General features: G+C 46.1%; 17 protein-coding genes. 16 read left to right on the plus strand and 1 reads right to left on the minus strand.

The features are described 5' to 3' along the window. Positions 1-38: 38 nt before the first annotated feature. The 8 genes from KYS23_RS07835 (at position 39) to KYS23_RS07870 (ending at position 9313) form a co-directional block, all read left to right on the plus strand. Positions 39-971, plus strand: coding sequence for an NmrA family NAD(P)-binding protein (locus KYS23_RS07835; protein WP_159530220.1), 933 nt, complete (start codon positions 39-41; stop codon positions 969-971). A 366-nt stretch (positions 972-1337) separates the two neighbouring features. Next, positions 1338-2309 (plus strand): fumarylacetoacetate hydrolase family protein, encoded by a 972-nt coding sequence (locus KYS23_RS07840; protein ID WP_218418341.1) that lies wholly within the window; start codon positions 1338-1340, stop codon positions 2307-2309. A gap of 2 nt (positions 2310-2311) precedes the next feature. After that, positions 2312-2824 (plus strand): cupin domain-containing protein, encoded by a 513-nt coding sequence (locus KYS23_RS07845; protein WP_218418342.1) that lies wholly within the window; start codon positions 2312-2314, stop codon positions 2822-2824. A gap of 113 nt (positions 2825-2937) precedes the next feature. Then, on the plus strand, positions 2938-3873 hold the full coding sequence (locus KYS23_RS07850; protein WP_218418343.1) for an NAD-dependent epimerase/dehydratase family protein: 936 nt from the start codon (positions 2938-2940) through the stop codon (positions 3871-3873). Between the two features lie 22 nt (positions 3874-3895). After that, the gene (locus tag KYS23_RS07855; protein WP_218418344.1) at positions 3896-5503 is read left to right on the plus strand and encodes a carboxyl transferase domain-containing protein; all 1608 of its coding nucleotides are present in this window, start codon (positions 3896-3898) and stop codon (positions 5501-5503) included. A 95-nt stretch (positions 5504-5598) separates the two neighbouring features. Next, positions 5599-6390 carry an enoyl-CoA hydratase/isomerase family protein gene (locus KYS23_RS07860; RefSeq protein WP_159530215.1) on the plus strand — a complete coding sequence of 264 codons (792 nt, stop codon included), beginning with the start codon at positions 5599-5601 and terminating at the stop codon, positions 6388-6390. Positions 6391-6395: 5 nt separating this feature from the next. Continuing rightward, entirely contained in the window at positions 6396-8417 is a 2022-nt protein-coding gene (locus KYS23_RS07865; protein WP_218418345.1) for an acetyl/propionyl/methylcrotonyl-CoA carboxylase subunit alpha, read from the plus strand. Further along, a complete protein-coding gene (locus KYS23_RS07870; protein ID WP_218418346.1) occupies positions 8414-9313 on the plus strand; it encodes a hydroxymethylglutaryl-CoA lyase in 900 nt (299 codons plus the stop codon). Before KYS23_RS07865 ends, KYS23_RS07870 begins: the two co-directional genes overlap by 4 nt. 29 nt (positions 9314-9342) lie before the next feature. On the opposite strand, the gene KYS23_RS07875 is transcribed toward KYS23_RS07870, so the two are convergent. After that, the gene (locus tag KYS23_RS07875; RefSeq protein WP_159530212.1) at positions 9343-10254 is read right to left on the minus strand and encodes a LysR family transcriptional regulator; all 912 of its coding nucleotides are present in this window, start codon (positions 10252-10254) and stop codon (positions 9343-9345) included. Between the two features lie 147 nt (positions 10255-10401). Between KYS23_RS07875 and KYS23_RS07880 the strand changes: the two genes are divergently transcribed. The 8 genes from KYS23_RS07880 to KYS23_RS07915 all read left to right on the plus strand — a co-directional run bounded on the left by KYS23_RS07880 (position 10402) and on the right by KYS23_RS07915 (position 21164). Next, complete coding sequence (locus KYS23_RS07880) at positions 10402-11997, plus strand: DUF1302 domain-containing protein (RefSeq protein ID WP_218418347.1); 1596 nt, start codon at positions 10402-10404, stop codon at positions 11995-11997. 15 nt (positions 11998-12012) lie between these two features. Next, the gene (locus KYS23_RS07885) at positions 12013-13374 is read left to right on the plus strand and encodes a DUF1329 domain-containing protein (RefSeq protein WP_159530210.1); all 1362 of its coding nucleotides are present in this window, start codon (positions 12013-12015) and stop codon (positions 13372-13374) included. Between the two features lie 327 nt (positions 13375-13701). Continuing rightward, positions 13702-14859 (plus strand): alpha/beta hydrolase family protein, encoded by a 1158-nt coding sequence (locus KYS23_RS07890; RefSeq protein ID WP_159530209.1) that lies wholly within the window; start codon positions 13702-13704, stop codon positions 14857-14859. A gap of 22 nt (positions 14860-14881) precedes the next feature. Then, positions 14882-15835, plus strand: coding sequence for a VOC family protein (locus KYS23_RS07895; RefSeq protein ID WP_159530207.1), 954 nt, complete (start codon positions 14882-14884; stop codon positions 15833-15835). A 241-nt stretch (positions 15836-16076) separates the two neighbouring features. Continuing rightward, positions 16077-17243 carry an MFS transporter gene (locus KYS23_RS07900; protein ID WP_159530205.1) on the plus strand — a complete coding sequence of 389 codons (1167 nt, stop codon included), beginning with the start codon at positions 16077-16079 and terminating at the stop codon, positions 17241-17243. Next, on the plus strand, positions 17240-18301 hold the full coding sequence (locus KYS23_RS07905) for a WD40/YVTN/BNR-like repeat-containing protein (protein ID WP_159530203.1): 1062 nt from the start codon (positions 17240-17242) through the stop codon (positions 18299-18301). The genes KYS23_RS07900 and KYS23_RS07905 overlap by 4 nt, the downstream gene beginning before the upstream one ends. After that, the gene (locus KYS23_RS07910; protein ID WP_218418348.1) at positions 18298-20808 is read left to right on the plus strand and encodes an efflux RND transporter permease subunit; all 2511 of its coding nucleotides are present in this window, start codon (positions 18298-18300) and stop codon (positions 20806-20808) included. Before KYS23_RS07905 ends, KYS23_RS07910 begins: the two co-directional genes overlap by 4 nt. Beyond that, complete coding sequence (locus tag KYS23_RS07915) at positions 20805-21164, plus strand: Rieske (2Fe-2S) protein (protein ID WP_159530199.1); 360 nt, start codon at positions 20805-20807, stop codon at positions 21162-21164. The genes KYS23_RS07910 and KYS23_RS07915 overlap by 4 nt, the downstream gene beginning before the upstream one ends. Position 21165 lies beyond the last annotated feature (1 nt).

The following is a 21165-nucleotide window of genomic DNA, read 5'->3' on the forward strand; positions in this document are numbered from 1 at the left end:
TTGATTACTTAGTATTAAATAATTTTTAGGAAACATTTATGAGTTATATCAAAAAAAAAATCCCCAACAGCATTTTGATCTTTGGCGCGGGAAATCATATTGGCAAACCGATGGCCAAATTTATTGAGAAGAACGCGCCTCAAATTAAACTGCGCTTGGTTTCCAGCCGAGAAGAAGGCATTGAACCACTGCGTCAAGAATTCCCTAACGCTGAAATCGTACAAGCAAACTACCTCGACTTGCCTTCCATGGAGGCTGCCGTGGATGGCATGGAAGGGATTTATATGTCAGTCCCCAATCACCTGCCTTTCTTACCCGTTACAAACAACTTTGTCGCAGCGGTTAAAAAGAGCGGCACAGCCATTCACATTGTCCGTCAGGTGGCCATGGTACCAGGTTACAACTACCGCCTAATGCCAGAAGCGATGAAGAAAATGATGGGCGACGAATACCCTGATTTGGTCACCAAACGAATTTACGAAGAAAATGATTTACCGACGACCTTTTTGAACTTTGGTGCCAGTTTTATGGATAACTTTACCACTCGTGCAGGTAGAGCCATTAAAGAAGACAAGCTGTTGATTTGGCCACCAAGAAAAGTCCCTTACATAGATGCCAACGAGATCGCGGAAGTAGCGGCACAACTATTGCTGTCCGATAACCAAGGTCACATTGGTCAATTGCACACGTTAAACAATGGCCAAGACAACCTACGTGGTCACGAAGTCGCTGACATCATGTCAGACGTTCTAGGCACCAACATCGACTATGTCGGAAACAAAGAAGAGTTTGTTAAAGAATACACTCGTATCTTTGGCCCAGCCGCGCCGATGATTTGGGGATTTTTTGAGTTTGAAGCCACTTATGAAGAAGGTTGGGTACTGAGTGATTTTGTTGAAAGAATGATTGGCCGTAAGCCCAAATCACTCCGCACTTGGCTTGCAGAAAATCGTGATGCGTTAATGAGCTAACCTTTACAATTTAACACACTGACCTTGCCCCCAAAGCAAGGTTGGTTGATGAATTGATCATTCGATAAAGCTGAATGATCAATTCGATTTAAAGGGTTTTTCTGCAAAACCAAGGGTGCTCTATATTGATTGACATTGTTCTGAACAATAAAAATAAAACTTACTCGGTAGGAAGAACACGTGAAAAAAATCCCTATTTTTCTCTTAAAGATCGGCTTAATTTTTTCAGCTGTTATCTCTGTCAAGGCGACGACCAATAGGTTTGATCAATCTGCGATTAAATCGATTTCAAATTAGACAAGCTAGTCGACTATTAAGTTGTTTTTTCTGCCTAACCCTATCTATCTAAAATGAGAACCTATCAAGATGAAACTTGCGACATTCAATAATAATACTGCAGACGGTCAATTGGTCGTTATCTCCAACGATGGTACACGTTTCGCGCCAGCAGGCACTAGTATGCAAGCTGCATTAGAAAATTGGGCGAGCTTTGAAGCATCATTAGAAGCCATTTCAACCGCACTGAATAACGGCACACTTGCAGGGCAAACCGTTCAAACCACAAAACTCTGTGCCCCACTCCCTCGTGCATGGCAATGGCTGGATGGCTCAGTATATAAAAGCCATGCCGACCTGATGGGCGCCGTGACTGGGATGGAAGTAAAAACACTCGAAGGCCGCCCATTAATGTACCAAGGATTGTCCGATACCTTTCTCAGTGCGACGGCGGATGTGCCGATGGCCAGCGAAGCCGATGGCATCGATTTTGAAGGCGAATTTGGCATCATTGTCGATGACGTTCCAATGGGTGTTACCCCAGAACAAGCACGTCAACATATCAAATTAATCGTGCAAATAAACGACTGGTCATTACGGGCGTATTCCGGCCCTGAAATAAGCACAGGCTTTGGTTGGATTCACGCTAAGCCACCTTGTTCAGTAGCCCCCTTTGCCGTGACGCCTGAAGAACTTGGCGAGCACTGGGAAAATTGCCAAGTACAACTTCGTCTTAATATCGAGTGGAATGGCAAAAAATTTGGTCACGCTCACGGCGGTCACATGCAATACGGCTTTGATGAGCTTGTTGCCCACGCCGCTAGAACACGCAATTTGGTTGCTGGCACCGTCATTGGATCAGGAACCGTTTCCAATTACGAGTACCGAGAAGTGGGGTCATCTTGCATTGCTGAACGTCGTGGCATTGAACTGCTTGATCAGGGCGAAGCAAAAACCGGCTTTATGCATTATGGCGACACGGTTCGCATGGAAGCAAGAACACCAGACGACCAAGTTGTATTTGGTGCCATTGAGCAAAAAGTGACGCAGCCTGGGAGCTAACGATGACAGTCTATAAACCCTTTCAACGTGTCGTCACCGGACATGATAAAAGCGGTCATGCCATTATCCGTTCAAATGAGAATATTGTTCCAACAGAAATGCCCGGTGCAGATGGTGCTGGCTTTGCGACAATTTGGTCCGCCCCTGAGCTCCCCGTGGATAACAACGATGAAACGGATGGCCGTGACCGCAACGCTGGCATCACGCTCCCCGGAGGCTCTGTGATACGTATGGTTGATACACCTCCAGGCTCGGAATCCCCAATGCACCGTACCAACTCCATTGATTACGGCATCGTGTTAGAAGGCGAAATCGAGCTTGAACTCGATAAAGGCGTCAAAACCATAGTCTCAACCGGAGGCGTTATTGTGCAGCGCGGAACCATACACGCATGGCGAAACGTCAGCGACAAGCTGTGCCGTATTGTCTTTGTATTAACTGAAGCCAAGCCCTATTTGGTCAATGGCGTACCACTGGACGACCTTAAACCTGAGGATATGGACGGCTTTCATTGATGTAACTGAGTTTATATGGCGCCATTCGCTTAAACACCGATTCCTGTGAGTTCGATCACTTACGAATGCGGTATTCATATTATAAAAACGTTTTAAAGCACTGGAGAATACAGATGACAGTTTTAGTAACAGGCGCAGGCGGCTTCATTGGCTCCGGCGTTGTAGAAGCACTGTTAAAGGCTGGCAAGTCTGTCGTGGCGACAGATCGTGAATTAACGGCACTAACACAACATCAAGCCTTAACCCTTAAACAAGGTGACCTAGCCGATGCCAGTTTCCGTGCGTCACTGTTTAATCAAACCATAGAATCAGTGGTTCACCTTGCAACCATTCCAGGCGGTGGTGCAGAAAGTGCTCCCGAGTTATCTTTCAAAATTAATGTAGAAGCGACCGTTGACCTTATTCAATTAGCCGGCGCAAGCACCGAAAAGTGCCGTTTCGTCTATGCCTCGGCCATTGCGGTATACGGTGATGCAATTCCCCCTGAAGGTGTGAACGATGACACGCCGTTACAACCTAAACTGCATTATGCCATGCATAAGATGATGTCTGAGGTCGCGCTGGGAACCTTTACCCGTCGTGGCACAATTGATGGTGTCGGTGTTCGCTTACCCGGTATCGTGGCTCGACCACAAGGCGCTGAAGGGTTTAAATCAGCGTTTATGAACGATATTTTTCATGTCATGCTCGCGGGTAAAACGATGACGATGCCCGTCTCTAAAACGGCACAAGTTTGGTTAATGTCCCGCACCCAAACAGTCAACAATCTCGTTCACGCGCTCGGTTTAGACAATCAAACCATGCCAGAAGACAGAGTCGTAACCCTACCGGCTATTCACGTCGTAATGGGCGACCTTATTAATGCTCTTTCAAAGACTACAAGCACCTCAGTAGATAATATTCGTTACGACTCTGACCCTCAGTTAGAAGCCGCTTTTGGCGCTTACCCTCCCCTTACAACCTTAAATGCTGAAAAAGCCGGTTTTGTACATGATGGTAGCGTAGAACAGCTGATCAGCAACACATTAGCCGACATTCAGTCACGTTAATCAATGACGATAAGGCATATTTATGGCAATTTTAAATACCAAAGTGAATACGCGTAGTACCGAATTCACAGAAAATCAGGCCGCTATGCACACTCAAGTGGATGACCTTAAATGTAAAATAGCGGAGGTCAGTCAAGGTGGGGGGGATAAGTATCGCCAACGCCATGTTTCACAAGGCAAGTTGTTAGCCAGAGATCGAATTAACGCGTTGCTGGATAAAGGATCGCCTTTTTTAGAGTTGTCTCAGTTAGCCGCCTATCAAGTGTATGATAGCCCCGTACCGTGTGCCGGGGTGGTAGCTGGCATTGGTATGGTTTCAGGCCAAGAATGCATGATTGTCGCTAATGACGCCACCGTAAAAGGCGGCAGCTACTTCCCGTTGACCGTTAAGAAGCACATACGCGCACAAACCATTGCTGAAGAAAACAATCTACCCTGCATTTACATGGTGGATTCCGGCGGTGCAAATTTACCCAATCAAGACAACGTCTTCCCCGACCGAGAACACTTTGGTCGTATTTTTTTCAATCAAGCCAATATGTCCGCTCAGGGGATCCCGCAAATTGCCGCTGTGATGGGGTCTTGTACTGCTGGTGGAGCTTATGTACCAGCAATGGCGGATGAATCCATTATCGTCAAACAACAAGGCACCATTTTTTTGGCGGGACCACCCTTGGTCAAAGCCGCGACGGGGGAAGTGGTCAGTGCTGAAGAACTCGGAGGCGCTGATACCCACTGTCGCACGTCCGGTGTCGCCGATCATTATGCTCAAAATGACCAGCACGCGATTTCACTGATCCGTCAATCTGTATCTCGACTTAATCGAGTTAAGCCTAGCCAACTTGATACACAAGCCTCCCGTGAACCTTTGTATGACAGCCAAGAGATTTACGGCATCGTACCGAAAGATAAACGACAGCCATTTGATGTTCGCGAGATTATTGCTCGTATCGTCGATGCTTCGGAATTTGATGAGTTCAAAGCACTTTATGGCACCACCCTAGTCTGTGGTTTTGCTCGGCTTTATGGTTACCCCATCGGCATAGTGGCCAACAATGGCATTATGTTTGGCGAGTCCGCTGAAAAAGGTGCGCACTTTATCGAGCTCTGTACTCAGCGAAAAATTCCGCTCATTTTCTTACAAAATGTCACCGGTTTCATGGTGGGTAAACAATATGAAGCGGGCGGTATCGCCAAGCATGGCGCAAAAATGGTCAATGCCGTGGCGTGCGCAAAAGTGCCCAAACTGACGGTGTTAATCGGCAGCTCATACGGTGCAGGTAATTATGGTATGTGTGGCCGCAGTTACGATCCACGTTTCCTGTTTATGTGGCCAAATGCGCGCATCTCAGTCATGGGCGGAGAACAAGCCGCTGGCGTACTGGCGCAAGTTAAACAAGCGCAATATGAACGTGAGGGCAAGCGTTGGACAGACACCGAAGAAGCGGACTTTAAACAACCCATCTTAGACATGTATGAGCATCAAGGGCACCCATATTATGCCTCAGCAAGACTTTGGGATGATGGCGTTATTGACCCGGCAGACACCCGAAAAGTACTCGGTTTAAGCCTTTCTGCTGCATTGAATAAGCCTATTGAAGAAACGCGATTTGGTGTCTTCAGAATGTAACGAATGCTAATTATTGCGGATTCACTTGTTATACCTTGCGAGGTCTATTTCGTAATCCGTTGAATAAGTGAGCAAAACCATTAAAGAGAACACTTATGTCTGACTCAATTGTCCTTTATAGCCTGAATAAGTCGGGTGTCGCAACGGTGTATTTAAACCGAGCGGAAAAGCATAACGCCTTTGATGACAAGGTCATTGCCGATTTGGAAATGGCGTTCCAACGTGCTGCTGACGACCCCAAGGTGAAGTTGGTCATATTGGCCGCAGAAGGAAAAAGCTTTTCCGCTGGCGCTGACCTGAATTGGATGAAGCGCATGGCGCATTATGATTATCAAGACAACCTTCGTGATGCTCAAGGCTTAGCAAGTATGTTGAAAACGCTCAACTTTCTTGAAAAACCCACCATTGCCCGTGTTCAAGGCGCTGCCTTTGGTGGCGCGGTGGGTTTGGTATCCTGCTGTGATTTTGCGATTGCCACTGAACAGGCTTCTTTTAGCCTCAGTGAAGTAAAACTCGGTTTAATTCCCGCCACCATCAGCCCTTATGTCATTGCCGCCATCGGTCAACGAGCCGCACGCCGTTACTTTCTGACTGGCGAGCGCTTTTCGGCCAAGGAAGCTGAACATTTAGGACTTGTAACAAAAATAGCAAGTCACGAAGAACTGAATTCAACCCTAGATCAGTTAGTTAATCAGCTACTTAACAACAGCCCTCAAGCACTCAAACAGGCCAAGCAGTTGGTTTTTGATGTGGCCGACAAAAACATTGATGACGCTTTAATACAAGACACATCTGAGCGCATTGCTGCCATACGTGTGTCGGATGAAGGTCAAGAAGGATTACGCGCCTTTTTCGACCAGCGCCCTGCCGCGTGGATAGGAGAATAACCAAGATGTTTGACAAAATACTCATTGCTAATCGAGGCGAAATCGCCTGCCGAGTGATAAAAACCGCTCGAAAAATGGGCATTCGTACTGTTGCTGTGTATTCTGATGCTGACCGTCACGCCCTCCATGTTGAGATGGCGGATGAAGCCGTACACATAGGTCATGCCCCTTCTCGCGAATCGTACCTCGTCATAGAAAAAGTCATTGCAGCGGCAAAACAAACCGGGGCTCAAGCCATTCATCCGGGTTATGGTTTCTTAAGTGAAAATGCCGATTTTTGTCGAGCTTGCCAAGACAACAACCTAATCTTTATCGGTCCGCCGGTTGATGCGATCGAAGCCATGGGGTCAAAATCGGCTGCCAAAGACATCATGGGAAAAGCCGATGTGCCATTAGTACCGGGTTATCATGGCGCGGATCAAGACCCAGAGTTACTCAGAGCAAGTTCGGAACAAATGGGCTACCCCGTACTGCTAAAAGCCGCTGCCGGTGGTGGTGGTAAAGGCATGCGCCAAGTCTGGCAAGCCGAGGATTTTGATGAAGCTTTATCGGCCGCTAAACGCGAGGCGATGAATGGTTTTGGTGACGACACCATGTTGGTGGAGAAATACTTGACCGAGCCTCGTCATGTGGAAATTCAAGTTTTTTGTGATCAACACCACAATGCCGTTTATTTATTTGAGCGCGATTGCTCATTACAGCGCCGTCACCAGAAAGTTATTGAAGAAGCTCCTGCTCCCGGCATGTCAGATTCTTTACGCCAACAAATGGGTGAAGCCGCAGTCAGAGCAGCCCAAGCGATTGATTATCAAGGCGCTGGTACAGTGGAATTCTTGCTTGATCATGATGGCCGCTTTTACTTTATGGAAATGAATACTCGCTTACAAGTGGAGCATCCTGTTACCGAAATGATTACGGGGAAAGATTTAGTAGAATGGCAACTGCGTGTCGCCGCGGGACAAACATTACCCTGCCGACAAGAGCAATTAACGATTCATGGGCATGCATTTGAAGCTCGGGTATACGCTGAAGACCCCGATAAGGATTTCTTACCCGTTACCGGTCAACTGCTTTTGCTACGTCCCCCAGCCAGTAACGATAATGTTCGAGTGGATACAGGCGTTCGACAAGGCGATGAGGTCAGCGTTTACTACGACCCTATGATTGCCAAACTAATCGTTTGGGATGAAGACAGAGAAACAGCGTTACAACGCTTACGCCAGTCCCTATGTGACTACCAAATTGCAGGCATGAAAACCAACCTACCTTTTCTTTACAAGTTGGCCAGTGTCGATGCGTTTGCCCAAGCTGATCTGGACACGCGATTCATCGAGCGCCATGAGCAGGAGATCTTCAAGCCCGATGAACATGACAAGACAAAGCATTTACTACTCGCCACATTATTTATGCTCCTGAAAGAAAGTCAGTACCATACTGGCGACGCTCATTCATCTGACGATAACCGTTCACCGTGGTTGGAAACACATGACTGGCGCATGAATTTAGTTCATTGCCAACACATCACGCTATTGATCGATGGCGAGCCTCATCATCTCAAAGTCCAAGCCACCACGCGAGATACACTTGATGGCTACAGGATTCAATATGACGGACAAGACTATTTTGTCGCTGGGGAACGGTTTGAACACGAGCTTATCGCTCACATTGAAGGACACCGGCAAACAGCAACCGTGTCGCTCCAAGATAACAAAGGGATGCTATTTACTCAGCAAGGAAGGCTTGAATTCACCTTGCCGGAAGTCGATTTAGGCATGGAGGGTGCCAGCCAGTCACAAGGCGCGCTAGCGGCACCCATGAATGGCACAGTGGTTGAACTGGCTGTCAAAGCCGGTGAGAAGGTTAGTAAAGACAGCCTATTACTCGTCATGGAAGCAATGAAAATGGAGCACAGTATTCGTGCGCCAGCCGACGGTTATGTAGAAGAATTCTATTTCACCGCAGGTGATTTAGTCGACGGTGGTACGCAACTTATGTCCTTTAATACGGAGGCTGAGACCGCCCTATGAGCTTACCTAAAAGGGTAAAAATCGTTGAAGTCGGCCCAAGAGATGGTTTGCAAAATGAGTCGCAGATCATCTCAGCTGAAACCAAGATTGCACTGGTTAAAAAGCTAGCTGAGAGTGGTTTAGGCTATATTGAAACAGGCAGCTTTGTTAACCCTACGTGGGTACCCCAGATGGCCGACAGCGAACAGGTATTTAGCGGCATAGAACGGCTGCCCGACATTACCTATGCGGCCTTAACGCCCAATCTAAAAGGCTTCCAAAGGGCAATGGACGTAAAGGCTTCTGAGGTGGCTATTTTTGCCGCTGCTTCAGAAGCTTTTTCTAAAAAAAACATTAATTGCTCGATAGCCGAAAGTTTACAGCGGTTTGAACCACTGATCGCCGCCGCCAACGAGCAAAAAGTAGCGGTGCGCGGTTATGTGTCCTGTGTTTTAGGCTGCCCCTATGAAGGCGATATTGCCCCCAGTAAGGTCGCAGACGTGACAGAACAATTACTCGCAATGGGCTGCTACGAAGTCTCCCTTGGCGACACCATAGGCGTGGGCACTCCAGCTGCCGTTGAACGCTTGTTGGATGAAGTTTTAATCAATACCCCAACAGACAAGCTGGCGATGCATATGCACGATACTTATGGGCAAGCGTTGGCCAATATCTATGCCGCCCTATTGCGTGGTATCTCCGTGGTCGATGCGTCCGTGGCTGGATTAGGCGGCTGTCCCTACGCCAAAGGTGCGTCTGGGAACGTGGCGACAGAAGACCTTCTCTATCTACTCAATGGTTTAGGTATTGAGCATAAGGTGAATCTAGGAAAACTGATCGAAGCGGGTCAATTTATCAGCTCTGCTCTTGGCCGGAACAATGCGTCTAAAGTAGCTCACGCCCTTTCTCAGCAATAACGATGCTTATAAGACTGACATAGCATCCTTTAGGATCCCATGTTTTGTGCCGCCTCTTGAAAGATATTTCGTAGCCAAATAAGCCCTTCGTCTTTGTGGCGATACTGGTGCCACTGGGCACATTGTTTTAAGACTGGAATATCAAATGGCAGAGGGTGAATTTTTATCGGCCATGCTTGGGCCATCTTATGCGCTAACCTAGCGTGGATCGTAGCAATATTGTCAGTGCCAATGACTAAAGCGGGCAAGGAGGCAAAACTGAAGGTAGTCGCCGCAATACGACGCTCTATATTGTGTTGGTTCGCAAAAGACAGTTCAAAAAAGCCTTTTTTCATACCACCTAGGCGCATCACTACATGACCTGCCTCAGCATATTTTTGCTTAGTCAATTCGCCTTTTGCCAGCTCACTATGCTGCCATACAACACAGGCAAACTCTTCTTCATACAAAACATCGTTGGGATGCTCCTTCGAAACAAAATCGGAAGGAATGATTAATAAGTCTGCTTCACCGCGTTCTAATTGCTCATGAGGGGAGTCGATTTGCGCTAAAAACTCAAAACGTGCTGTGCATTTGTGCTGCCCTACCACCTCAAGTAAGTAGGGAATAAAAACGGTTTGCGTATAGTCGGAACAAAAGATGCTAAAAATTCTATCTGTGTTCTGTGGCTCAAACGTAGGCTGAATCAGAATCGTGCTTTCTATGTTGTTCAAGGCATTGCGTACATGCACTTTTAAGTTCTCACCAAACGGTGTAATCAGCATTTTTCGACCCACTTGTGCCAGCAAGTCATCATTAAAATACTCTCTCAACCTAGATAAAGAATTGCTCAGTGCCGAGGGACTCATATTCAGTTTCTCTGCCCCTTTGGTAATGCTTTGCTCCGTCAGCAAGGTGTCTAATGCCACCAGCAAATTCAAATCAAGCTTTTTAAAACGCATGGGGATCTACCCTTCTTTATCATCTTAATCATTCGATAGTATCGAATCATCAATTCAATTTAAAGGGCTCTTGTGAATGATAGAGCTGGCTTATAGTGAACTTGTTCTTAACGATAAAAATAATGCCTTCAACAAGAGGAAGAACAAATGAGTAGATTTAACTCCGCGTCATTTCGGCTTACGTCTGTGGCTGTCGCCATTATTTCCAGTACGTCAACCGCCTATGGCTTCAAAATCGATACCGGCAGCTCTGATTTTAGGCTCAGCCTAGACAATACGGTTAAATACAGTACAGCGCTTCGCTTAGAAGACGCATCACCTGCCCTGACAAACAGCGCAAACCAAAACGACGGTAACAATAACTTTGATAAGGGGCTGGTTTCCAACCGGCTTGATTTGTTCAGTGAACTGGATGGCGCCTATAAAAACATTGGCTTTCGAGTGAGTGCTGCCGCTTGGTACGACGACGTCTATAACGGTTCTACCGACAACACCAGCAGTACCGCTAATAACACACCTGCCAGCGAATTTTCTGATAAAACCCAAAAAATCATGGGTTATAATGCTGAAATACTGGATGCCTTTGTCTATGCTTATTTTCCCGTTATGAATGGGATGGAAGGAACCGTTCGTTTAGGTCGTCACTCCCTCTTATGGGGTGAGAGTTTATTCTTCGGATCTAATGGTATTGCAGGCGGACAAGCGCCTAATGACGTGGTTAAACTGCTATCTGTTCCCAACTCCACATTCAAAGAAACCGTTCGACCAACGGGCAAACTGTCGGTCGACATACCAATCAGTGATGAAGCAACCATTGGCGCCTATATCGGCTATGAATGGGAAGCGTCACGTATTCCACCTGTAGGTTCCTACTTGTCCAGTGGTGACGCCGTTGGTTCAGATGTCTTATTGGCTGGCACAAGCACCATTGAAAAAACCGAAGATGAGGAAGCCAGTGGTTCCGGGCAATATGGTCTGCAATTGCGTTGGACCGTTAATGATCTAGATGCAGATTTTGGCTTGTATGCCATTCGCTACAATGCTTATAGCGCCAGTAACCAGTATATGGTTGCACCTAGTGGTTTTCCTGAGCAATTCAAATTTGCCTACGCCGAAGGCATCGAAGCTTACGGTGCCAGTATGGCGAAAAGCGTTGGCGTTTGGGGTCTGGCAATGGAAGTATCTTATCGCCGTAATGCCCCTCTACAAAGTAAGGGGCAAATAATCACAGCAACGGGCGTGCAATACGACAACAATGATAATCCAGGTTATGCGGTCGGTGAAACAGCCCATGCTCAGTTCTCTTGGATGGCAAGTCTAGGGCCAAGTTTTATCTCTAAAGAAGCCAGTTTTATGGGCGAAATTGCTTGGAATACTCGAGTTAAAACCACCAAAAACGAAAGTATGCTAAACCCCAATGCTGAACGCTCTGCGGTCGGTTTGAGAATGGTGTATAGCCCAACTTACCGTCAAGCTTTTGATGGCCTTGATATATCTCCATCCGTTGGCTTTGGCCACACTTTGGGGAAATCATCTGCAGTAGGCGCCTTTGGGGTTGATGGGGGCGGTGATGTCAATGTCGGCATTAAAGCTGTCTATCTAGATCGGTGGAATATGTCCCTAAGCTACACCAAATTCTTAGGTGAAGAAGGCAACTTCCTCGATGACAACAATTATGCGCAATATAAGCAAACGTTGAAAGATCGAGACTTCCTTGCAGCTTCTATTAACACCACCTTTTAAGTTTTGGAGAACGAAATGTATAAAAACATAAAACATCGTTTGAACGTTCTTTTCGCCTTAGTACTGTTGGGCGGTTTTGCTTCACTAAGCTTGGCCGCGGTCAGCCCAGAAGAAGCGGCACGTTTAGGCCAGGATTTAACCCCTCTCGGCGGTGAAAAAGCAGGCAACAGTGCAGGCACGATTCCCGCTTGGACAGGAGGATTTAACAAACCTATCCCTGGGGAAATTCTAGGAGGAAAGCGATTAGATCCATTTAAAGATGAAATGCCTCTGTATTCCGTCACTGCACAAAATATGGCGCAATACAGTGAACATCTAACAGATGGCGTCAAGGCGATGCTTACTAAGTACCCGGATACCTATCGTTTAGATGTCTATCCTACGCACAGAACGGCGATAGCACCACAGTGGGTCTATGACTTTACGATGCAAAATGCACTCAAAGCAAAGTCTGAGGGGCATAAACTGATTGATGCTTATGGTGGCACCCCATTCCCTCTCGCTAAAAATGGTCTAGAAGCCATTAATAATCACAGATTATCTTGGCGTGGCGTTAGCTGGGAAGCCGCATTCAACCAATATCAAATTACGTCAAGTGGCAAGGTGGTACTGACTACCGATGGCTTTATAAAACGCCAAGTCCCCTATTATTTTAAAGATGGCTCAAGTGAAGACTTCAATGGCTACTTTGAGCAGATTTTGCTTGAAAATTATGGTCCGCCAATTCGAGCTGGGGCACTGATAGGTGGACAAACCAATCTCAATTCCTCGAAAACCAAGTCGTACGTTTACTTAGCTGGCCAACGCCGAGTAAGAAAACTCGCCAATCCTTGCTGTGATACACCAACGCCTGCTACCGCTGGCTTGATGTCCTTTGATGAAATCGGTGTATTTTCTGGACGTACCGAAACCTTTGATTGGAAGTTATTAGGTAAAAAAGAAATTTTCCTGCCTTATAACCAGAATCATTTTTTGCAATACCCAGACAAAGACATCTTTACTGGAAATCATTTAAATCCAGATGCGGTTCGCTGGGAGCTACACCGAGTATGGGTGGTTGAAGCAACTGTAGCGAAAGGTAAACGCCATCAAGCCGCACGTAGCCGATATTATCTTGATGAAGATACTTGGCAAGCCATGTTGGGCGATCGCTGGGATTCAAAAGGACAATTATGGAAAACACTTTGGGGTTTCAATTACATTATGCCGGAATTCCCAGGCACCATCCCTCAGACATTCGGCTTTTATAACCTACTGTCAGGGGAAGGTTACGCGGCTAACGTGATGAACGATAAAGCATTTCATTATCGTCCAAGAAAGCGTTTTCCTACCAGTACCTTTACAGGTCAAGGTATCGCGCGACAAGGTATGAGGTAACTAGAAGTAAATTGAGTTGAACGGTTTGCCTTGAGGAGTGAGTAGCCTTACTCCCCTTTAGGTTACCTTATTGACTTGGGGCAAACTGCATTTTATCTATCAAGTTATTAAGGAAAGTACGAACAAGTTCACTGGCTTCAGCGTGGTAATAACTCTCTTTTAGTCGAGGCAAGTTTCGCCGTCCAATATAAGTATATTGGCAACAAACTTAACAAACAATAAAGAGAGCTTAGCCTACGCCCTTCGTGTCTATCAGAAGACTTTTTCGCACCTTCCTTAAACAATTTAAACGTACTATTAAGCTGAAATAAAAAAATTGGAGAACTTATGTTTCGTTATTTTCCGAGCAATTATCCATGGGACCTTTCGATCAACCTGGCACTAGAAATGGGGGCTCGTATAGGGGAAATTGAAGAAATGTGCGCACCGCTAAAAGAAGCGGCTAAAGCTAAAGACGAAGCGGGTTCAATAGCCTTTAGAGAAAGCTGGGAACGCATGGCGGATAAGCTGTGTGATTTGGCAAAAGAAGACGAAGACAAGGGTCGATTGTTATCTGCTGGTGACAAATATGCTCGAGCAGCAACCTATTATGGCACAGCTGAACGCTTGCAAGGCCTTGGAAGCGAAAGTCGACTAACCCTTTACAAACACTTTTTAAAAGTCTTCGCTAAGGGAACGACCTTAGCGAAAGAAAACTGTGAACGCGTTGAGATTCCTTATGAGGGTAAACACATATCCGCCTTATATGTTCGCGCCGAAGGCGTCGAAGGCAAAGCGCCCATTCTCGTTCAAGTCAATGGCCTAGATTCTATTAAAGAGATGATCTATCGCGTAGGCGTGCCTCAATTATTAGCAAAACGTGGCATTTCCTCTCTCATTGTTGACCAACCAGGTACAGGCGAAGCCATACGCCTACAAGGATTTACTGCCCGCTATGACAGTGAACATTGGGCCAGTCGAATTGTCGACTGGTTAGAAACACGTGACGACATTGATGCCAAAAGAATTGGTTTACAAGGGGTTTCCCTCGGTGGTTATTACTGCCCAAGAGCCGTTGCTTTTGAACCTAGATTTGCCTGTGGCCTTGTATGGGGAGCTAACCATGATTGGCGTGATGTACAAAAACGTCGCTTAGAAAAAGAAGGTGACTTTCCCGTTCCGCACTATTGGGATCATGTACGTTGGGTGTGGGGTGCAAAAGACATGGACGAATTTATGCAAATCTCTGAAAACGTCCACCTTGATGGTGTACTCGATCAAATCAAGGTGCCATTCCTCGTCACCCATGGTGAAAAAGATTCTCAGATCCCTCTTAAATGGGCGCACCGAACCTATGAGCAGCTCGTCAATAGCCCTAAACGTGAACTTAAAATTTTCACTGTTCGAGAAGGTGGTGTACAGCACTCTAGCTTTGATAACTCAGCCAATGCAGGTGCCTACTTAGTCGACTGGGTGGCAGAAACGCTTGGTGGTCATACAGCATAACCACTTACTAGAGGAAAGAGATATGAAAGTTGTAGGTTTAGAAACCATTATTTTTGGGGTAGACGATATCCCTTCTTGTGCCATCTTTTTAACCGATTATGGTCTCATTCCAGTCGATGTTACTGATGAGGGTGGGCGCTTTGAGGCGCTGGATGGCACGGGCGTTGTTCTGGCTAAAACAGAGGATCCGAGTCTGCCAGCCAGTGTTGGTAATGGCTGTATGATGCGAAAAACAGTCATGGGCGTCGCTGACCAACAAAGTCTTGACGACCTGTATGCTGAGCTCAGTAAAGACCGTGCAGTCGAAACTTTAGCAGATGGGTCTATCGAATCTCATGATGACTCAGGTTTCGCCATTGGCTTTCAAATCTCTAAGAAAAAGCAGATTAACCTAGTGGGCGAAATTTCAAACCTTCCAGGCTCGCCATTTCAAAGACCGGTTAACCAACTGGGCGTCGACGTCGATGCGGAACAAATTCGTCCGATAAGCCTGTCTCACATTGTGTATTTTGTGCCAGATGTTAAAAAAGCAGAAGCCTTTTATGTTGAACGACTGGGCTTTCGCTGTACCGATCGTTTTGAAGACATAGGACCGTTTTTACAACCGAGCGGCAGTTTAGAACATCATACTCATTTTTTAATTGGTGCACCGCCGTTCATGCAAGGTGTTGAGCATTTTACCTTCCATTTTAGTGGCCCGACTGAGTTGATACAAAATGGGGAGCGCTTTATCAAAAAAGGTTATCAAGCCTTTTGGGGACCAGGTCGTCATATTTTAGGTTCAAACTGGTTCTGGTATTTCAACAGCCCGTTTGCTTGCCATATTGAAATGGACGCCGACATGGATCTTCACGACAAAAATTGGACGCCTCGTGTTTCACCGATGGGAGCAGATGCTTCACAGGCTTTTTTGATGCGAAATCGAGAGAAATGGGCGCCTGGGGCAGACACACCCCACAACGGTGATTATGAATAAAGGATCGAGAGAAAAGGGTCGTTCTTCCCTAACAAAGCGTGGTACGAAGCACCATTCCCCCTTGTTTAATAACAAGGGGGTCGGCCTATAACAACGGCCTTTAGCCTTCGCGACCACAGAATAAAAATAAATAACGTGGGTGATAAAATATGTTGATACTAAGAATCACAAACCAGATACGCTTTGGCAATGTAAAAGCCAGAATTTGCCGACCTATTATTTTCCACTTAGGAGACGTGTTATGAGTCAGCGATTTGGTTTAAAAGGTAATGTCGCTATCATGGCGTCGAACTGCGCAGGCATGCTTGATTTGGTTGCGTTACCCCTCTGGATAGGCGTGTTAGTAGCGGCTTATCATTATGACGCTCAGCAAGCTGGCGCGTTAGTGACTCTCTTTCTTATCGGTGCTGTTTGCGCAAGCCTATCAATTGCACCGCGTTTCAAAAAAATGAATCACAAACTGGTGACTACGGTTGGTTATCTGTCCGCGGGGGTGTGTTTTTTTATTGCCTCACAGACTTCCGGCTTTTTGCATTTAGCCATACTGCACTTGATTGCCGGTGCTTGTGCAAGTTCAGCGCTTAGCATGACCCATGGCACCGTTGCACGGGCAGAAAACCCTCATAGATTATACGCTATGACTGGGTTCGCATCCGGCTTGTTAGGCTTGGCATTTATGGCCGTTACACCAAACATCATCCAGCTAAAAGGTGGCCATTCCTTGTTTATTATCTTTGCGGGAGTAATGGTCTTAGCCGCTTTAATCTGTGCCCTAGCCTTCCCTAGAGTCAATTTTGACAAGCAAGAGTTAGAGAAAAGCGAAACCGTAACTCATAAAAAAATCCCCACTAATGTTTGGTACGGCATGATAGGCATTAGCTTAATGGTGGTGACACAGGCCATGACCTTTAGCTTTATGGAACGTGTTGCCAATGAGAGAGGCTTCAGCGCACAAGAAATCACCTTCATTCTAGTGGCGCTTTCCCTATTTAACCTTTTTGCTACTGTCATGGCTGGTATCTCAGAAAAACGTATCTCGACTCGTTTAGTACTTTTCCTTGGCCCTGTCATACAGGTGATCTTAGCCAATATTATTATGAATTCGTCGTCATTAGTGTTATTCGGTGCCGCGTCTATCGTCTTTGTCTCACTCATCATGTTTACCCATACCTTTGTATTTGGTTTGTTAGCTAAATTGGATACTTCTGGACGTGCTTTAGCCGCCACACCTGCAGTACTAATGATAGGCGCCGCAATCGGCCCGGTTCTCGGCGGCACCATTGTCAAGCTTGCCGGCTATCATGGTATCGGTATTGCGGCACTGTGTTTTGGCAGTCTCTCTGTGTTTTGCTTTATGCGTGTTTTTCACCAAGCTCCTCTAATGGTTAAATCGGAGCCTACAGTATGAAGGGACAAGGTGGAAAATTAGGCTTCTATCCTATCGCACTACTGCTTTTACTTATTTTCTCTATCAGCAAAAGCCAAGCGGCAACAAAGGATGCAATGGAGCGCGCTGCGACCCAATCCGATTTAGGTGATCATTCTGTTCTATTAGGTGCCGCCTACGCGGGCGCTTCTCTTTTTACCGTGGGTGAAAGAGGCTTAATTCTCCGCTCTAACGATAATGGTGAAAGCTGGCAACAGGTCCCCTCTCCAGTGAGTGTGACCTTAACTGGCATAGCCTTCAGCGATAAGAATAACGGTTACGCGATTGGGCACAGCGGCATTGTCTTAGGAACAAGCAATGGTGGTGACAGTTGGCAAGTTAAGTTAGATGGCCAAGCCTTAGCAAAGCAGTTACTCACGGAAGCCATCGATGACGGCGATAAGCAAACGATTCAAGAGATGCAGCGTTTCGTGACAGATGGCCCAGACAAACCCTTTTTGGACCTTTTACAACTGGGTCCAAAACATTTGGTGGTCGTCGGTGCTTATGGCCTTGCCATTGAAACAAAAGACGCAGGAAAAACGTGGCAATCTTGGATGGGGCGCATCGAAAACTTTTTCGGTTACCACCTTTATGCCGTCAGAAAACAAGGCAATCAAGTATTAATCGCGGGGGAACAAGGCTTCATTGCATTATCCGTGGACAATGGACAAACCTTTAAGACACTAGAGTCGCCATATGAAGGCAGTTTTTTCACTGCTGAGTTACTCCCAAATAACGATTTGATTGTTGCAGGCCTTCGAGGCAATGCTTTTGTTTCTCATGACAAGGGTTCTTCTTGGGAAAAAATCAATGATCAGCTACCTGCGTCTATTACCGCCTCGCTGATCAGTAAAACTGGACAGCTGTTTATGTCAACTCAAGCCGGCATGATACTGTCATTAGCAAACGACCAGTTGCTTCCTATTAATCACAAACCACTTCCGCCACTAACTCATCTAATAGAAACCTCTAAAGGTAATCTGCTTGCTCTTAGTATCAAAGGTTCCATTCCAGTGCACATAGGAAACTCAAAATGAAGTATGAAGTCCCTGTTTCCGACACTAAAAAAGCGCCTTTCGACCCAAACTCTGGGCAACTGATTGAGAGAATACTGTTTAATCATAGATTGATTGTGTTGATGATTTTTACCGTTTTGTCGGTCATTCTTGTTTGGCAATCGAGCAAACTGACCATTAATGCAAGCTTTGAAAAAACACTTCCGACAGAACAAAGCTATATCAAAAATTACCTTAATTATGAGACAGAACTGACCGGGCTAGGCAACGCGCTTAGAATTGCCGTCGCCAACCCTGGTGGCAGTATTTATGATGCCCACTATCTTCAACTCTTGCGTCAACTAAGCGATGAAGTCTTCCTTATGCCAGGCGTGGATCGTGTCCAAATGAAATCCCTTTGGACACCTTCTACTCGCTGGATCGGTATCACCGAAGAAGGCTTAGAAGGCGGCCCAGTTATTCCAGAAGGGTACGACGGTTCTCCTGAAAGCCTACAACAGCTTAAAGCGAATGTTGCTCGCTCTGGGCAAATAGGCCAACTCATCGCCTCAGACGAAGAATCGACTGTGATTTATATGCCGCTGTTAAATCAAGACGCAACAGGCAAGCCTCTTGATTATGCAAGCTACTCTGAAAAATTAGAGAAGCTACGTGCTAAGTATCAAGAAAAAGGATTAGACATTCACATAACGGGCTTCACAAAAGTGATGGGGGACCTCATTGCGGGAGTGCAAACCGTTATTTGGTTTTTCGTTGTTGCTGTGGTCATCGCAACATTAATGGTCTTTTGGTACACCCGCTGCGTTCGCTCCACTGGCTTAGTGGTGTTTGCTTCTTTATTGGCTGTGGTATGGCAGTTGGGCATATTGCCAACGCTAGGTTATGACCTTAATCCCTATTCCATCCTAGTGCCTTTTTTAGTCTTTGCGATCGGTATGAGCCACGGGGCGCAGAAAATGAATGGCATTATGCAGGATGTAGGGCGAGGTTTTGACAAACTTGTCGCTGCTCGATTTACCTTTAGACGACTGTTTCTAGCGGGTCTTACCGCCTTACTTGCTGATGCGGTAGGTTTTGCAGTGCTATTAGTGATTGATATCAAAGTCATCCAAGAACTGGCCATCGCCGCTTCCATAGGTGTGGCGGTACTGATCTTCACCAATTTAATTCTACTTCCTATCCTGCTTTCCTATGTGGGTGTCAGCACTTCGGCGGCACAACGCAGTGTCGTTAACGATATAACGTCCGATGAAAGCAAAAAAGCGCCCATGTTTTGGCGTCTTTTGGATAAATTTACTCAACGAAAATGGGCCACCGCGGCCTTAACTTGTGGATTTATATTAGCGGCAGGCGGCTATTATCACAGTACTTATTTAAAGGTTGGGGATTTGGACCAAGGCGCACCAGAGTTACGTAAAGACAGTCGATACAATCAAGACGTTGCCTTCATGAATAAGCATTATGGCGCTTCAAGTGATGTATTAGCCATTATGGTCAAAACCCCGGATGGTCAATGTTCTCAGTATCAAACACTGAATAAAATTGATGCGCTAGAATGGCAGTTACGCCAATTACTGGGCGTAGAATCCACCAATTCACTCCCCTTATTGTCCCGCAGAGTGTTAGCTGGATTAAACGAAGGCAACCCAAAATGGTATGAATTTTTAAAAAACCAAAGAATGTTAAATTATATCACTGCTGGTGCGCCCCGAGGGCTGTACAACAACAGTTGTAATTTACTGACTATTTATACCTATCTTGAAGATCACAAGGCTGACACCTTAAGCCGGATTGTGTCCCACGTCGAACAATTCGCTGCGCAGAATAATACTGATGATGTCCAATTTCTATTAGCGGCAGGCAGTGCTGGTATTCAGGCAGCAACCAACATAACGGTTAAAGAAGCTTGGTATGACATGCTCTTCCTTGTTTATGGGGCGGTCATCATTCTCTCCTTTATTACCTTTCGCTCATGGCGCGCCGTCGTGGTGGCGGTGCTTCCGTTAATGCTGACCTCAGTGTTAGCTGAAGCGCTAATGGTTCAACTTGAGATGGGCGTAAAAGTCGCTACCTTGCCAGTTATCGCCCTTGGAGTAGGTATTGGCATCGATTACTCCTTGTATATTTTATCCATTACTCTGGTGGAGTTACGTCGAGGTTCAAGCCTATCAAAGGCTTACTTAAGAGCACTTAATTTCACTGGAAAAGTGGTCATGCTCACAGGCATAACCTTATCGATTGGTGTTATTACTTGGGTACTTAGTCCCATTAAATTCCAAGCCGATATGGGGTTATTGCTGGCCTTCATGTTCTTATGGAACATGTTAGGAGCGCTTATTTTGCTGCCTGCGTTAGCACACTTTTTATTAAAGCCCAGTTATGCCAATGCAAACCAGCAGGAGGTAAGTGAGGCTCGTGATCAAGATGTGACGCCACCTCAAACAACGAAAGCTGAATCGATAGCAGACGCGTCATCAGAAAAGACGCTGTCTGATATAAGCAACCGGCCCCTATCAACATCATTATGAATAAGTTCTCTCCTCTATGTCATGTTGATGACCTAGAGAATGACAGCACAAAAGGTTTTCTAGAAAACGAAAATGGGCAGGATGCCATTTTTATCGTGAAAAAAAACGGTGAGCTTTACGGTTGGAAAAATGCGTGTCCGCATGTGCAGGGAGCGCCGATGGCATGGCGTAAGGATCAGTATCTGAATACTCAGAAAACGCACCTTACCTGCTTTGCTCACGGTGCATTGTTTGACCCTACCACAGGGCTTTGTACTCAAGGTCCCTGTCTTGCTAAGACATTAGAAAAAGTTGAACTCTTCGTCAGTTCTGAAGGCATTGTTTCATTTTTAGACCTAAACAATAAGGAGTCATGAT

Source organism: Alteromonas lipotrueae, from assembly GCF_019249255.1.
GTDB lineage: Bacteria > Pseudomonadota > Gammaproteobacteria > Enterobacterales > Alteromonadaceae > Alteromonas > Alteromonas lipotrueae.

Coding starts and splice junctions, on each gene's coding strand:
- KYS23_RS07870 (WP_218418346.1), top strand. CDS start 8,414: ATGAGCTTACCTAAAAGGGTAAAAATCGTTGAAGTCGGCCCAAGAGAT.
- KYS23_RS07910 (WP_218418348.1), top strand. CDS start 18,298: ATGAAGTATGAAGTCCCTGTTTCCGACACTAAAAAAGCGCCTTTCGAC.
- KYS23_RS07890 (WP_159530209.1), top strand. CDS start 13,702: ATGTTTCGTTATTTTCCGAGCAATTATCCATGGGACCTTTCGATCAAC.
- KYS23_RS07850 (WP_218418343.1), top strand. CDS start 2,938: ATGACAGTTTTAGTAACAGGCGCAGGCGGCTTCATTGGCTCCGGCGTT.
- KYS23_RS07905 (WP_159530203.1), top strand. CDS start 17,240: ATGAAGGGACAAGGTGGAAAATTAGGCTTCTATCCTATCGCACTACTG.
- KYS23_RS07880 (WP_218418347.1), top strand. CDS start 10,402: ATGAGTAGATTTAACTCCGCGTCATTTCGGCTTACGTCTGTGGCTGTC.
- KYS23_RS07865 (WP_218418345.1), top strand. CDS start 6,396: ATGTTTGACAAAATACTCATTGCTAATCGAGGCGAAATCGCCTGCCGA.
- KYS23_RS07855 (WP_218418344.1), top strand. CDS start 3,896: ATGGCAATTTTAAATACCAAAGTGAATACGCGTAGTACCGAATTCACA.
- KYS23_RS07835 (WP_159530220.1), top strand. CDS start 39: ATGAGTTATATCAAAAAAAAAATCCCCAACAGCATTTTGATCTTTGGC.
- KYS23_RS07915 (WP_159530199.1), top strand. CDS start 20,805: ATGAATAAGTTCTCTCCTCTATGTCATGTTGATGACCTAGAGAATGAC.
- KYS23_RS07840 (WP_218418341.1), top strand. CDS start 1,338: ATGAAACTTGCGACATTCAATAATAATACTGCAGACGGTCAATTGGTC.
- KYS23_RS07860 (WP_159530215.1), top strand. CDS start 5,599: ATGTCTGACTCAATTGTCCTTTATAGCCTGAATAAGTCGGGTGTCGCA.
- KYS23_RS07845 (WP_218418342.1), top strand. CDS start 2,312: ATGACAGTCTATAAACCCTTTCAACGTGTCGTCACCGGACATGATAAA.
- KYS23_RS07885 (WP_159530210.1), top strand. CDS start 12,013: ATGTATAAAAACATAAAACATCGTTTGAACGTTCTTTTCGCCTTAGTA.
- KYS23_RS07875 (WP_159530212.1), bottom strand. CDS start 10,254: ATGCGTTTTAAAAAGCTTGATTTGAATTTGCTGGTGGCATTAGACACC.
- KYS23_RS07895 (WP_159530207.1), top strand. CDS start 14,882: ATGAAAGTTGTAGGTTTAGAAACCATTATTTTTGGGGTAGACGATATC.
- KYS23_RS07900 (WP_159530205.1), top strand. CDS start 16,077: ATGAGTCAGCGATTTGGTTTAAAAGGTAATGTCGCTATCATGGCGTCG.